The sequence below is a fragment of the uncultured Imperialibacter sp. genome (genome assembly GCF_963974565.1).
In the GTDB taxonomy this organism is placed as follows: Bacteria; Bacteroidota; Bacteroidia; order Cytophagales; family Cyclobacteriaceae; genus Imperialibacter; species Imperialibacter roseus.
Genome location: NZ_CAXBCJ010000012.1, coordinates 60733 through 74525 on the forward strand (window position 1 = coordinate 60733; position 13793 = coordinate 74525).

Sequence of the window (13793 nt, forward strand, 5' to 3'; positions counted from 1 at the left end):
AAAATTGAAGACCTTTGCAGTCTTAATACCATGAGGCACCCTCACCCCGGGGGCAGCGCTCTATTCACCGAACAATTAGTAACCTTTGGAAAACTTCTTCCCCGATCAACGATGGACAAGTGCAGGCGAGCCCGAATTGGGCGTGGGCATCGTGACTGAGACCAGTAAAGGCCGTGTAAAGCTACACTTTCCCATCGCCGACGAGGTAAGGCAGTACACCGTGGAGAATGCTCCCCTGCGCAGAGTGGTTTTCAAACCCGGCGATGCCATTGCCGACAAGGACAAGCGTCCATTGGTGGTGGAGCGTGTGGAAGCGGACGGGCACCTATTTATCTATATCGGTCAGGGCAGGCAGCTGTCGGAGGCCGACCTTGGTGATGTGTCTGTTAAGCACGGCGTAGACGACTGCCTTTTTATGGGGGATGTCGATACACCCGAACTATTTGCCTTGCGCAGGAAGACGCTTTACTACGACCACAACCGCAGAATTTCGCCCATCAATGGGTTTGTGGGGGGCCGGATTGACCTGATACCTCATCAATTGTACATCGCCCATGAGGTGAGCGCACGGCACGCCCCCCGGGTGCTGCTGTCGGACCAGGTCGGGCTCGGGAAAACCATCGAAGCCTGTTTGATTTTGCACCGACTGCTGCTGACCGGGCGTATTTCCAGGGTGCTGATTCTCGTGCCCGACTCACTGGTTCACCAGTGGTTTGTGGAAATGCTCAGGCGGTTTAATCTATGGTTCCATATTTACGACGAAGTGCGCTGTGCTTCACTCGATGGCGGTGCCCCCGATGGCAACCCGTTTCTCGACGACCAGTTGATTATTTGCAGCACTTCTTTCTTAGCTGGTTCGCAAGTGCGGGCCAGTCAGGCGCTTTCTGCCGGTTGGGACATGCTGGTGGTAGATGAAGCCCACCATTTGGAATGGTCGGTGGACAAAGTCAGCCCTGAATATGGCATTGTGGAGCTTTTGAGCCGGGTAGCAAAAGGACTACTGCTTTTGACGGCCACACCGGAGCAATTGGGCGTAGAAAGCCATTTCGCACGGCTTCGGTTGCTGGATCCGGATAGGTACGCCGACTATGACACGTTCAAAAATGAATCGCAGGACTATAAAGCGATTGCCAATGTGGTGGAAGCACTTTCTTCAGGAAACCCCTTGCAGGCGGCCGATACCCAATTGCTGGAATCGATGTTTGGCAAGGAAAGGATAGCAGCCCTTGCCAAAGGCGGAGAGGTGGCAAAGAATAACCTTATCGAAGATTTGCTCGATCAGCATGGCCCGGGCCGGGTGGTCTTTAGAAATACCCGGTCGGCAATGAGTGGATTCCCAAAGAGAATAGCGCATCTTGTGCCTATCAAGGCGACTGAGCAGCCTGACTTGTGGGCACAGCGGTTGTCGCAGGAATACGCCCTCGACTCAGAGACATCAGCGACTGATGGCCCATCGCAAAAGTTTTGGTTTGAAGAAGACCCCAGGGTGGGCTGGCTGGTGAAGCTGATGAAGAGGCTGAAGCCAGCAAAAGCGGTGCTGATTTGCCGGAGTAAAGAAAAAGTGCTGGCCCTGGAGGAAGCTATTGGGAAGCTCAGCGGCATCAAAGTGGGCGTTTTCCACGAAGACCTCACCATTGTGCAGCGAGACCGCAATGCGGCCTGGTTTGCCGAACCCGATGGTGCCCGGTTGCTGCTTTGCTCGGAAATAGGCAGCGAAGGACGAAATTTTCAATTTGCCCACCACCTCATTTTGTTCGATTTACCAGCGCATCCAGAGTTGCTGGAGCAAAGGATCGGGCGATTGGATCGGATTGGGCAGACGGAAGACATCCAGATTCACGTGCCTTACCTAACAGGCAGCCCACAGGAAGTGCTTGTCAGGTGGTTTCACGAAGGGCTCAATGCTTTCGAAGAAAACCTGGAAGGTGGCAACCAGCTGGCGCAATTGTTTGGCGAACGGTTGAAAGAAGCCACACTGTCCGTTGGGTCACCGGAGGCAGATGGCCAATTGACATCGCTTATTGCTGACACGGCTACTTTTCAGCAAGACCTCAAAAAGATGCTTGCCAATGGCCGGGATCGATTGCTCGAGATGAACTCTTTTCGACCGGCAGTGGCCAAAAAACTGGTGGAGCAAATCGGCGAGGCAGACCTCGATACAAGTCTGGAGAAGTACATGGTGCAGGTTTTTCACCATTTTTCTATCGACATCGAAGACCTCGGCCCCCGCACCTATTTGCTGCACCCTACCCAGGCCAACAAATACAAATTCCCATCGCTGCCCGATGAGGGCATCTCCGTCACGTTCGACCGGAAGCGTGCGCTGGCCAGGGAAGACATGAGCTTCATTAGCTGGGACCATCCCATGGCCACAGGCGCCATGGATCTGGTGCTCAGCGATGGTGCAGGAGCGGCCAGCTACGGCGTGCTTCGGGGCACAGGAGAGTCGGCCATTCTTTTGGAAGTGCTCTTTGTGCTGGAAACATCTGGCGGAAAAAGCATCCATGTCGACCGCTTTCTGCCTGCCACTCCGCTTAGGGTAGTGGTTGACCATAGTGGTGAGGATGTAACCGACGACTACCCTACTGAACTGTTCGATCAGCAGCTGAGGCCCGGCCAAATTGACGACATGCTGGAAAATGATACGTTGGTAGATGTCATTCTCCCGAATATGCTCAAGGCAGCAACAGCCCTGGCAGAAGAGCTCAGAGCCGACGAAATCTTAACCGGCCTGCAGCAAATGAGGCTGACCATGGACCATGAAATCGGGCGACTGACGGCACTTCATGCTAAAAACGAGAATGTGAGGCCAGAGGAAATTGAGCTGGCCCTCGAAGAACGGGCTAAGCTTTCGTCTCTTATTAAAGATGCCCGCATCAGAATGGATGCCGTGCAGCTTGTGAGGGAGGGGGATTGATTTTGCAATTGCAATGCTCGTAAATAGTTCAAGCGGCCGCTTGCGGGATGGGGGTTCAACGCTTATAACAACCCCAGTATCTACATTACCAAGTTTTCAAGCAATGTCCACTTTTTGGTTAAGAAGCTCCACGTTGAAGTTTATCTTGGCATTGAGGGCCTTAAAAACCTTGATGATTGTTTCAAACCTGGCATCAGTTACGCTATTCTCGAGTTTAGAAATTTGAGCTTTTTTTACCCCCACCAATTCTCCGAGCTGTTCCTGAGTGAGATGACGTTCTTTACGAGCGTCTTTAATGGCCTGACCCAATAAGTCCATTCTCAATTCATATTCAAAGGCCTCCCGGTTTGCAGTGCCCTTCTTACCAACATGTTTATCAGTCAGTTCTTCCAGTGTATATGTCTTCATGACTTGTGGCAATGTTTTGGTTGACAACTAGAGCAAAAAGCCAGCCGGAGCGAAAAAGCCAACCTCAAACCGTTCAGCTATTGCGCTTTTAAAACAAAGATGTTTGTTTCCTTATTAAGAAACAATTGAAGGAAAGGTGAAAGACTCATTACACTTGAGCGTCCCGCTTTCATTCTCAAATGAGCTGACCGGCGGTATGGATAGTTAGTATTTACGGGTAGCGGCGAGACGCCGAAATGATCAGCCCACAAGCAGACTCGGCTGTTGCACAACCACGAACGCTTGCACTTACGGGATTGGGGCAAAAAGTCAACCTCAAGCCATTCCTTAATCATCTTTCAAGCTAACTATATTGCCATGTGTAGGATCAACCTTCCCGTTCAACATGTCCAAATACAATTGTCGCAATTTCTCCGGTCCAATATATTCTTTAATCGAAATGACTGATTGAATAGAGGTTATGAATTGTTCCCAGGCGACCCCAACCTTTTGTTGAAATCCTGGTACCCCCCATACTTTCTGTCGTTTTTCCGCATGCGCAGGAGCAAAGAAAAATTCTCCCTTTTGGGGTAGTGGGGTTTCACCTTCCAGATTTTGCCAATCAACAAGCCCCACAAGACAATTATATGCCAGTTTATCGCCCAATAACGTTTGTAGCTGGAATTGGATGTTGTGATTGCCTGCAAAGTCTATTACCACGAATTTCTCGTCGGCATTCAAATGAGAAATTTCATCATAACTTATCGTTTGATCATACCAGCCCAACTGCCTTACAAATGCTATGTTCCTTTTAGAAGTAAGTCCCACCAGCTTGAAATTTAAGGCATTTTCTTTTTTTCGATGAGCTAACAGGTAGGCTAAAGCTTGCGCTGTTTTGCTTGAGGCACTTGTAATGAGTATATATGTGGCCTTGTAGAAATTCTGTTCTGCTAAATGATCGTCAATCAAAAAGGAAGTGACAAACAAAGGGCGAAATATGGAAATCAACTCTTCAGTTTCCAGAGTGAACGTTGGGTCATGTTCTACATTGGTATAAAAATTATAGACTTGTGGGAGCGCTTGTCTGTGTTCAGTAGTATCCACAAAACCCTTACCGCTAACACTATTAATGGTGACCAATAAGTGAGAACTCATGGGATAGTATCCATAAAATCGCTGACCTACTTGTACATCCGGATGGTTAGAAATGACAACATTGGCCAGCCCCCAAACTGGAATGATTCCGTAGCCAGATTGAGTTGGGAAAAATTTCCAATAGCTCATTTTCTCTCCTACCACACCATAGGTGATATTATTTGAGGTAAATGAAAACTTGTCAATTTCTAAAAGAACCTGATTTGTTGATAGTTCATCAGAATAGGTTTTTTCTACAAGCTTGGCTTGTTGCAGATCATCAGTTTTCACTACAAAGTCTAAAGCATTGGTAATTGCCATGTTGAATTGAGTTCCTTCACTGTCTTTATATCTGCAAAATAAAAACTATCGACAACCTATCGAAAAATGTGGCCAACACCCCTCAATAGTTCAAGCGTCCGCTCGGACTCATTACCCTTGAGCGTCCGCTTTCATACTCAAAATAGCTCACCTGTAGATAGGGATGGGTTAGTATCTACGGATAGCGGCGGGACGCCGAAATGATCAGCCCGCAAGCGGACGCTTGGGAAATGGGAGTCGGAGCCTTTTAGCTAGGTCAGACGACAGTTTGTTGCATTTTTTTCCAGCCTTGCTAATAATTGCCGAAGGTTGGGCTTTATGGTACTTGTTGCAACATCCAGATATAGCTCGTATCCTAGGCCTATCAACTATCTGGAAGCGCTCATCAGCTTCAAATGACACCATAATAAATGCTCACTTGTTACCTTTCTTAATTTCAAGCCGCTCCTCCACAAGCTTTAAAATTTTTGAGGCCGTCTTGAAAGCTTGTTGGATATCTTTTTTCTCGTAAAAATCATCGACTTTTGCTAAGCCTGCCAAATGAATTTTATTGCGCCTATCTCTCAGTTCTTCTACTTCTTCAAAAAGCTCATCGTCAAGAATTCTAGCTCGTTTGCAAGCTCTGTTTATTTCTATGAAGCTTGTATTAGTCTTGAGGTTTGTTGGCTTTTTCCTTAGATGAATTCCACAAATCTCCATTCCATCATCAGTCTTGAACAAAATTTTCTTGTTTGAGTAGACTTCTTCTTTAGTCAATATTTTCTCACTGTCTAGTAGCTTTCTTTTGATCAAAGTATCCAATAAGTGATGCAAAGATCCCTCTATTATTGAGGCAGTGTTTAGAACTATGTTTTTGAAAATAGAATAAGAGACCGGGCCTTGAAGGGTAACTTCCTCCTCTAGAGTAATTAAGAAAATGACATACTGAAATGAAATTGAGATGTTAGTTCTCAATATCTTATTGTCAATGAACCTGAACCTTTCTTCAAGAAATTCAATCTCTGGAATATTCTGTTCAAGCTTATCTTTTAGGTTTTCCATCCTTCGAATTAAGGAGTTCACTTAGCGAACCATAACCCTTATCTTTAAGGTAGTTGCCAAGTTTCTTATCAGAGCGGACACCAAAATCTTTACCATACTTTTTCTCAATGGTTCCCATCTTTGTATCACTTCTCTTTTTCCTAAAAGACTGCCTTTTGCTCATATATCAAATATATTCAATACTCCCTACTTTGTAAAGCATTTTAGTTTGATAAAAATTCAACTTAAACAGACTTCAGCTAGCACTCAGCCTTGGTACGCACTGGCATAACCGGGTAGGTGTTAAGCGCATAACAAGGGGTCGGTTAAGGGCATAACCGAAAACGAATAAGCGCCATACATAAGGCGGTAAAGGGCATAACTGGAAACACTCCTCCCTGGCACCTATTTCGATTTTTTAACCAAAGCATTATATTTGCCTCGGCTTCGGTGCAAACTGAGGGACTTTCAAACATGATCAGATAATTTTTCACTTCTTCCTGTGGCGCAAATGGCTTCCTGAACTGATCAGGCAAGCGCATTCCCGCCACTCCCATTACATCAGGTTTCCGATCTGGGTTGTTCATTGTTAATGATAACATGCATTCCATTTTGCTTTGGCGTGTGACCTTATCGTTTGCGCAGCATAGTCTGGAAATCATTACAACCTGATGCGCCAGTTTCAATAACGGCCGTTCAACTATTTTTTCATTCAAACTGATATTCCATGCGAAAAATAATATACCACGTAGCCTCCACGCTCGACGGCTACATTGCCCACAAAGACGGCACCACTCAGGGTTTCCTTGAAGAAGGAGAACACGTTTCCGACTACCTGGAAAGCCTGAAGGAGTACGACACTGTCCTCATGGGCCGGCACACTTACGAATATGGCTACAACTTCGGCCTGAATCCCGGGCAACCCGCCTACCCTCACATGATGCACTACATTTTCTCCAGTTCGCTGAATTTTGCGCAGCCACATGAGCAGGTGCAAGTGGTTAGCGATAACCCAATCGATTTTCTGCAGGAACTTAAGGAGACGGTTGGGTCGCCGATTTACCTCTGTGGCGGTGGGCAGTTTGCTGGTTTTCTACTCGGCCATAAGCTCATAGATGAGGTTAAGGTCAAGCTGAATCCGGTGCTTTTTGGGAAGGGCATCAAGCTATTCGAAGGCTGTGAGGAAACATACCACCTTCGTGAGTTGAATTCCATTGTATATAAGGGTGGCGTCTTTCTTTTGAACTATGAAATAGACTACCTGTAACCATTTGTTAAACACCACCGAAGTCAGCACCACGGCAGCATTTTAACCTGTTTATGCCGTGGTGTTTTTTTTTTTGCAAAACCAGGCATGCTTCACCTACCTATTCCACTCCTCCAATCTCTTCATACAACTTACCTGTCGCCCATTTGAGTTCTCCCAGGGAGCGGTTGTATTTCGCCTCCAGCTCGATCAGCTTGATCTGGCCCTGTAGCTTTTTGTTTTCCCGGCTGTTGACAAGAAAAATCGAGCTCTCCCCATTCTCGAATTTGGTGAGCTCCGCCTGCAGCATGCGCTCATAGTTGACCTGTATCTGCCGCTGTTGATCAATCATGTCGTCCAGCGTATATACCTTGTTGTAGCTCTGCTGAATCTTGTTGATGACTTCCCTATTTTTTTGTGTGATCTTCAGGTCATACTCCTGCTGTTTTATCTTGACTATTTTCAGCTTTGCCCTCTCCTTTCTTAAAAGCAGCGGAAAGACAAAATCTACCCCTAGCTTGTAGTTGTTATCATAATTGGCAATTTCCAAATCGTTCTGGCCAGCAAACAACATATTGTAATTGACATCAATCACGGGCTTCAGCTGATCGCTGCTCAGTCTCCTGTCCAGCTCAAGCACATTGCTTTCTATGTTTAGCTTTTTCAGGTCAGGGTGGTTGGCCAAAGCCCAGTCGAGGTAGCTATCCAGATCCTGGGAAATGGTGCTGTCTTGATGAAAAGGTCGCAGTGCCACTACGTCGAGGCTATCGGCCCAAACAAAGTTTTGCATGAGCAGGGTGCTGTTTTGCAGGTTGAGCTCCGCCTCCCTGAGTTCGTTGGTCCATTGCTGCACTTGTATCAGCATTTCCACACTATCGATCGTGGCATTTTCTCCACTAATGGCGCCTTGCCTGATCCCCTCAAACCTCTGCCTGATCAGCCTCAGGTTGGTTTGCATGGCCTCCCTCTTTTTGTGGTTTTCGTACCACCACCAGTAGGCATAGTTGGCATCCAGAAAAAGATTGTTGAGCACATTGTTCGCCTCGTTTTCGAAGGCCAGTGCCTCATATTTACCCTTCTGAAGGCCAATAGTCCGCTCGTTTCGGATCAAACCCTGCCCCACGGGCACCGAAACACCTGCATAGTAGAGGCCGTCCATAGGCACCGTATTTTCAGGACTGAGGTACAAGCCCTTGTTTCGTTCGTAACCCGCCTTCAAGTCCACATTCAGTAGCGTGGGCACTTGAACATAGGTGTTCCAAATGTCGTAGTAGTTCTTTCCGTCAAAGTTTTTTCGGCTGAAATCAGACACAAGCTTCGGATCGAAAGCTCCCCTGGCCTGATTGACGGCCAGGCTTCCCCGTGTATTGAGCAGTGTGGCCTGCCTGGCAATGGGATGGTACTTGTTCACCAGGTCATAAAACTCCTCCAGGCTCAGCCAGCCTCCATCTGCAGGCTGAGACCACGCCAGGTGTGCAACAGACAAAAGCGCTAATATGATAAATAACCTCAGTTGTCTCATTTTGATTTTTTGTCGGGATTGTAGGCTGCCTCTTCTTTGTAGAAATCGGGAGGAAACCCATTCAAATTCCTCCATAGCTCGTACCAAACCGGCACTTTTTTAAGCAGGGCTATGCCATAGGTGCCCGAGCCCAGCCGCAGCAACTGCGGCCACTCTGCAGTATTGGGGTCGGGGGCAACAAGCACCCGAAACTGCCCGTTGGGGCTGGCAGCCCTGTCGTAAGCCACAATCCTGCCAGAATAGGTCCCAAAAGACATGCCTGGCCACCCGTTGAAAACAAGGGCCGGCCATCCGTCGAATTGCAGCTGCACCTTACGCCCCTCTTCAATCAATGGCAGGTCAATTGGCCGCACATACATTTCTACTGCGAGGTCGTAGTTGACGGGAATGAAGCTAAAAACAGCCTCTCCTTCTTTCACCGTTTCCCCAATACCGGTGATCCTTGCCTTCGTCACATAACCATCCTGAGGAGCGGTGATGTAATAAAACCCAGACCTCTTTGTGTAACTGGACTGCTGTATCGAGAGCTTATTGAAGTCGCCTTCAGCTTGCAAAGCGTCAGAAAGTGCAGACATGCGGTCGGATTTAGCTTTCGCAATTTTTTCCGAAAACTCATTTCGTACGACACTTAAATTAAGCTTTGCATTGATGAATTCATTCTTGCTGGCCAGCCACTTGTTCTCTATCGAAATCTTCTTGTACAAAGCTTCCTGGAGTTTCTGCTTTCTCTGTTCCAGCTCCGTCAAAGATTTCAGGCCCTGGTCGTACAGCGTCTGTTGACGGTCAAACTGCTTTTGTGCTATTTCATAATTGACCAGTGCCGTTTCAAAATCGATGCTGTCCGATAGCACTTTCAGTCTCGACTGATTGAAGTAGTTTTCTGCCTGCTCTGTTTTCAATATTTGGTTTTTCTCCAGGGCCGCAATTTGCTCTGCCAGCGCCTGGGCTTTGCTCACATAGGTATCAATAGACGCCTTTTTTGCATCCGTTTGATTAGTCGATCGCTCAATAAGCATGGGGTCCAAATATTCTGATTTCACTTCCGAAATAAATACGATAGTGTCCCCTTTCGTCACAAGTTGCCCCTCACGAACAAACCAGTTTTCTATTCGTCCGGTAATCATCGAATGGATGTTTTGTTCCCTGTTTTCGGGGCGGAGTGTAGTGAGTTTACCCCGGGCCCTGATGTTCTGTGTCCAGGGGAAAAACAACATCACCAGAAAAACAAAGAGAAGCGCCGACAGCAGGAAGACCAACTTCCGGGAGGCCGACGTTTCCATCACGTCCTGATAGGCCGATTGATCCTTAAGGATCTCTTCACGGTTGATCGAATTATTTGAAATATTTAACATTGGTCTACTTCTTTTTAGGCTTCGTCGCTTTAGCCCTGGTTTCTATGTCCACTATTTTTCCGTACTCCATGGTAACTACTTTATCACATTTTGAAAGCATGAGTGGGTCGTTGGTAACTGCCAATAATGTCCATTTAGACTCAGGATCCGTCAGTATTGAACTGATATGCTTCCGGTCTTCAAAGTCCAGCCCATGCATCGTGTGATCCATCACAATCAGCTTAGGTTTCTCTGAAATGGTCCGAGCCAGGATAATTTTCTGTCTGGTGCTCGTCGACAGCCCCTGGCCTTCAGGTTGAATCATGGTACTGAGCCCCTTGGGAAGTGACCTGAAATACTCCCCAAGACCAACCTCTTCTATGGCCCAAAGCATGTCCTCAAGGTTGATGCCTTCCTTCCCAACAGTGATATTTTCCTCCAGTGTGCCGTAGAAAAGATCCTGCATACCCAGGTTGTCGCCAATAAAAGAGCGAAAACTCATAATGTTGATGTCGCCCAGCGGTATGCCGTTGAAGTGGATCGACCCGCTATAGTCATTGTACAAACCTGAGAGCAACGCCAGTAATGTGGATTTACCCGATTGATTGACTCCTGTAATGCACACTTTTTCGCCCACGCCGACTTTTAGGTCTACTCCCTCCACGGCAGGTCTGTCAGTACCCGGAAACTGGTAAGTAAGCCCTGTTACTTCCAGAGAAATTCCCTTTCCTTTTGCTATTTCATTCAGGTCAATTCCTTCGTTGCTCTCCAACTCTATGTCTGTTACCTGCCCTAGCTTTTCCAGCCCTGTAAGTACATCATACACCGTTTCCATGCTGAGAATCAGTTTCTCAGATGAGTTAAGTACCAAAAGAATGATGATTTCAGAAGCAACAAATTGCCCGAGGTTGATCTCCTGATTGATAACCAGAATACTGCCCAGAATTAGAATGCCGCATGTAACAATTGTTTTGAAGGCCACAATATTTGAAAACTGCAGAATGAGGATATTAAAATGCTGCTTTCTGAACTTGAGATAGTTGCTTACATAGTAGTTCATTTTATCGATGGGCAGGCTGGTCTTTCCGGCCAGCTTGAAAGTGCCCATCACCCTGGCCAACTCTTCAAGCCAATGGGCTACCTGGTACTTGTACTTCGATTCCATTATACTGGTCTTTAGCCCTCTGGACCCTGTAACAAGAAAAATGAGGGACATCAGCCCAATGAGTACAATGCCAAAGAAAACGAAGAAAGGGTGGTAAAAAGACAATAGAATCAACCCAAAGAAAATCTGTAGTACCGACGTGGAGGCGTCTATCAGGATCTTGGGAAGTCCCTTTTGAACGTTCAGTGTATCAAAAAAACGGTTCATCAGTTCCGGTGGGTAAAAACCGGAGATGGCTTCCATTTTGAACCTGGGAATCCGGTAGGCAAACTCGAAAGACGCCCGTGTGAAAATGCGCCGCTGTAGCAATTCAGTTAGCGACAATTGGAGAATCTGAATGATACCGGCGGTGGCCACACCCAGCACAACGATAAATATCAGCAGCCCCCAGGAAGAGGAGAATTCAGCACTGGTGACAAAACCGATGATCGCCTGAACACCAAGTGGCAGAGAAAGGTTGATCAGGCCATAGAAAATCGCATAGGCGTAAATGACGAAAATTTCTCTTTTGTCCAACGACAGCATCCTGAACAAACGCTTGACTGGCGATAATTTTGGTTCATCACCCGCATGCTTATTTTCTATATTGAGACCGTCGCTATTCATTTTTTGTATTTTTTACTTCAACAGTTTAGAAATCAATGAGTCAATAAAATGGTAAACCTGAATCTCAACACTTTCTTGACTGTCCCTCCTAATTTCTGTGAGGGAAGGTAAATGCAAGGCAAAAAAGGCTTGCTGATGCGATGCCTCCAGAATTGTGCTGGCCACGGCATGGGGATACTCAAAGGAAGGGCTAATCGCCGAAATGGTCACAGCGATTTTGTGACAAAGCGATTTGAACCCCATGAAGAGACCCTGATTATTGATCTCGTCTACTTTTTTGGTAAGGTATGTTTTGTCTGACTCGCTGACCACCACGTGCCGCAGACAAACTGTGTTTACGCCTGGCAAATCCATGCTCAGGTTACCCTGGTCCGCATGACAAAGAATTTTGATGATTTCCTTCAGCTTGAGTGCTTTATCCTGGATATGGTGCGTTTGGTAGTCGATCATATATTCCAGCCAGGCCCAATACCAGGACGTGAGGTATACCAACAGTTTCAATTTGTTTTCAAAATACCGGTAAATGGAAGCTTCAGTCGACCCAATGCTTTCTGCCAGCTTTTTGAAGGTAAACTCTTCAAATCCCAGCTGGTCAAGCAATTCGATGCTCGCTGAAATGATTTTTCTCCCTAGCTCAGTAGACTGGGGATCTTTACTATAATACCTCTCTCCAATTTGGATAGTAATCACTGACATGTACAAAAGTAAGATTATCCGTATCGATAGTATTACTATTACGAATAAAACTCCGAATTGTTTAATTATTTGCGAAAAAAATCTTTGGCACTTTTTCGTAAAATGTCGTGACGCTTCTATTTCGCAGGAACCATAGCTGATTAAAATGGTTTTACTTTAAAGCAATACCTAAATTCATCTATGGAACTGATAGAAAGGCCATCTATTCAACTGGTAGATTCATTTCAGCAGGTAAGAACACAGTCGGAAAAACTTTGCGAGCCACTCCAAACGGAAGACTTTGTCGTTCAGCCGGTTGCGGACGTGAGCCCACCCAAATGGCACCTGGGTCACACCACCTGGTTTTTCGAAACCTTCATCCTGCAACCCTATGTAAAAGGCTACCAGCTCTTTAATGACAGCTATAATTTTGTTTTCAATAGCTACTATGAGTCCGTGGGGAAGCGGGTGGTGCGAACCGACAGAGGTAATCTCTCAAGGCCAACGGTAGCCGACGTATTCGCCTACAGAAAACATGTGGATGCGCACATGCTGGCCTGGCTGGAAAACAGCGAAAGCATACCGGAGCGGGCTGCCACCCTTCTGGCGCTTGGCCTCAATCATGAACAGCAGCATCAGGAGTTGCTCCTAACGGACATTAAGTACATTCTGGGTAACAATCCGCTGCAACCACTGTACAGGCCATCGGCGGCTGAAAAATCGACTACTGGTAATGACGTGTCTTTTTCTGAGGTACAGGAGGGCATGCACACCATTGGCTACCAGGAAGAGGGCTTCCACTTCGACAATGAAAAAGGCGTGCACAAGGTTTTTCTTCACCCCTTTGCCATTCGCAACAGCCTTGTTACCTGCGGCGAATACCTGGAGTTCATCAGAGCAGGCGGCTATCAGGACTTCCGGTTCTGGCTGTCGGACGGATGGGCCTGGGTAAATACTGAAAAGGCAGAGGCGCCTATGTACTGGCACAAAATGGATGGCGTTTGGCACCAATACACACTCGGCGGCCTTCAGCCAATCGACCCCTCAGTTCCTGTCACACACATTAATTATTATGAGGCAGAAGCTTTTGCCCGCTGGGCTGGACTAAGGCTGCCTACTGAGTTTGAGTGGGAGGCCGCATCTCGTCAGCTAAGTCCTTCGGCTCCCTCCACCTCCAATTTTGTTGAAAGCGAGCGCTATCACCCGGTAGCACAAAAGCCGGGCAACTTACAGCTATTTGGGGATGCCTGGGAGTGGACTCAAAGTGCCTACCTGCCCTACCCGTATTTTAAAACTGAAGAAGGCGCTGTGGGAGAATACAACGGGAAATTTATGGTCAACCAAATGGTGCTGCGAGGTGGATCCTGTGCTACACCTGCCAACCACATCAGGGCCACTTATCGTAATTTCTTTCAGGCAAATTTACGCTGGCAGTTTACAGGCATCAGGCTCGCCAAACACATCTAAAC

10 protein-coding genes are annotated in these 13793 nt (G+C 46.9%); 3 read left to right on the plus strand and 7 right to left on the minus strand.

All coding sequences use genetic code 11. The features are described 5' to 3' along the window. Positions 1 to 85: 85 nt before the first annotated feature. The gene (gene rapA, locus AAC052_RS17265; protein ID WP_339814781.1) at positions 86 to 2917 is read left to right on the plus strand and encodes an RNA polymerase-associated protein RapA; all 2832 of its coding nucleotides are present in this window, start codon (positions 86 to 88) and stop codon (positions 2915 to 2917) included. A 96-nt stretch (positions 2918 to 3013) separates the two neighbouring features. Here rapA and AAC052_RS17270 read toward each other — a convergent pair whose 3' ends face one another. The 3 genes from AAC052_RS17270 to AAC052_RS17280 form a co-directional block, all read right to left on the minus strand. Then, entirely contained in the window at positions 3014 to 3325 is a 312-nt protein-coding gene (locus AAC052_RS17270; RefSeq protein ID WP_339814782.1) for a helix-turn-helix transcriptional regulator, read from the minus strand. Between the two features lie 327 nt (positions 3326 to 3652). Further along, positions 3653 to 4759 carry a DUF2855 family protein gene (locus AAC052_RS17275; protein WP_339814783.1) on the minus strand — a complete coding sequence of 369 codons (1107 nt, stop codon included), beginning with the start codon at positions 4757 to 4759 and terminating at the stop codon, positions 3653 to 3655. Positions 4760 to 5173: 414 nt separating this feature from the next. Next, entirely contained in the window at positions 5174 to 5800 is a 627-nt protein-coding gene (locus tag AAC052_RS17280) for a hypothetical protein (RefSeq protein WP_317488234.1), read from the minus strand. 706 nt (positions 5801 to 6506) lie between these two features. Here AAC052_RS17280 and AAC052_RS17285 point away from each other — a divergent pair. Then, the gene (locus AAC052_RS17285; RefSeq protein ID WP_339814784.1) at positions 6507 to 7046 is read left to right on the plus strand and encodes a dihydrofolate reductase family protein; all 540 of its coding nucleotides are present in this window, start codon (positions 6507 to 6509) and stop codon (positions 7044 to 7046) included. Between the two features lie 100 nt (positions 7047 to 7146). Here AAC052_RS17285 and AAC052_RS17290 read toward each other — a convergent pair whose 3' ends face one another. Genes AAC052_RS17290 through AAC052_RS17305 form a run of 4 tightly spaced genes read right to left on the minus strand, consistent with a single transcriptional unit; the run spans position 7147 to position 12345 of the window. Continuing rightward, positions 7147 to 8547, minus strand: a complete 1401-nt coding sequence (locus tag AAC052_RS17290; protein ID WP_339814785.1) for a TolC family protein — start codon at positions 8545 to 8547, stop codon at positions 7147 to 7149. Beyond that, on the minus strand, positions 8544 to 9899 hold the full coding sequence (locus tag AAC052_RS17295; protein ID WP_317488237.1) for an HlyD family efflux transporter periplasmic adaptor subunit: 1356 nt from the start codon (positions 9897 to 9899) through the stop codon (positions 8544 to 8546). Before AAC052_RS17295 ends, AAC052_RS17290 begins: the two co-directional genes overlap by 4 nt. A gap of 4 nt (positions 9900 to 9903) precedes the next feature. Then, on the minus strand, positions 9904 to 11649 hold the full coding sequence (locus AAC052_RS17300; RefSeq protein ID WP_317488238.1) for an ATP-binding cassette domain-containing protein: 1746 nt from the start codon (positions 11647 to 11649) through the stop codon (positions 9904 to 9906). A 12-nt stretch (positions 11650 to 11661) separates the two neighbouring features. Next, on the minus strand, positions 11662 to 12345 hold the full coding sequence (locus AAC052_RS17305; protein ID WP_317488239.1) for a TetR/AcrR family transcriptional regulator: 684 nt from the start codon (positions 12343 to 12345) through the stop codon (positions 11662 to 11664). A 180-nt stretch (positions 12346 to 12525) separates the two neighbouring features. Between AAC052_RS17305 and egtB the strand changes: the two genes are divergently transcribed. Next, complete coding sequence (gene egtB, locus AAC052_RS17310; protein WP_339814786.1) at positions 12526 to 13791, plus strand: ergothioneine biosynthesis protein EgtB; 1266 nt, start codon at positions 12526 to 12528, stop codon at positions 13789 to 13791. Positions 13792 to 13793 lie beyond the last annotated feature (2 nt).

Bases quoted from the DNA above. Each gene is read 5' to 3' on its own strand.
- AAC052_RS17270 (WP_339814782.1), bottom strand. From the start codon at position 3,325: ATGAAGACATATACACTGGAAGAACTGACTGATAAACATGTTGGTAAG.
- AAC052_RS17275 (WP_339814783.1), bottom strand. From the start codon at position 4,759: ATGGCAATTACCAATGCTTTAGACTTTGTAGTGAAAACTGATGATCTG.
- AAC052_RS17280 (WP_317488234.1), bottom strand. From the start codon at position 5,800: ATGGAAAACCTAAAAGATAAGCTTGAACAGAATATTCCAGAGATTGAA.
- AAC052_RS17285 (WP_339814784.1), top strand. From the start codon at position 6,507: ATGCGAAAAATAATATACCACGTAGCCTCCACGCTCGACGGCTACATT.
- AAC052_RS17290 (WP_339814785.1), bottom strand. From the start codon at position 8,547: ATGAGACAACTGAGGTTATTTATCATATTAGCGCTTTTGTCTGTTGCA.
- AAC052_RS17295 (WP_317488237.1), bottom strand. From the start codon at position 9,899: ATGTTAAATATTTCAAATAATTCGATCAACCGTGAAGAGATCCTTAAG.
- AAC052_RS17300 (WP_317488238.1), bottom strand. From the start codon at position 11,649: ATGAATAGCGACGGTCTCAATATAGAAAATAAGCATGCGGGTGATGAA.
- AAC052_RS17305 (WP_317488239.1), bottom strand. From the start codon at position 12,345: ATGTCAGTGATTACTATCCAAATTGGAGAGAGGTATTATAGTAAAGAT.
- egtB (WP_339814786.1), top strand. From the start codon at position 12,526: ATGGAACTGATAGAAAGGCCATCTATTCAACTGGTAGATTCATTTCAG.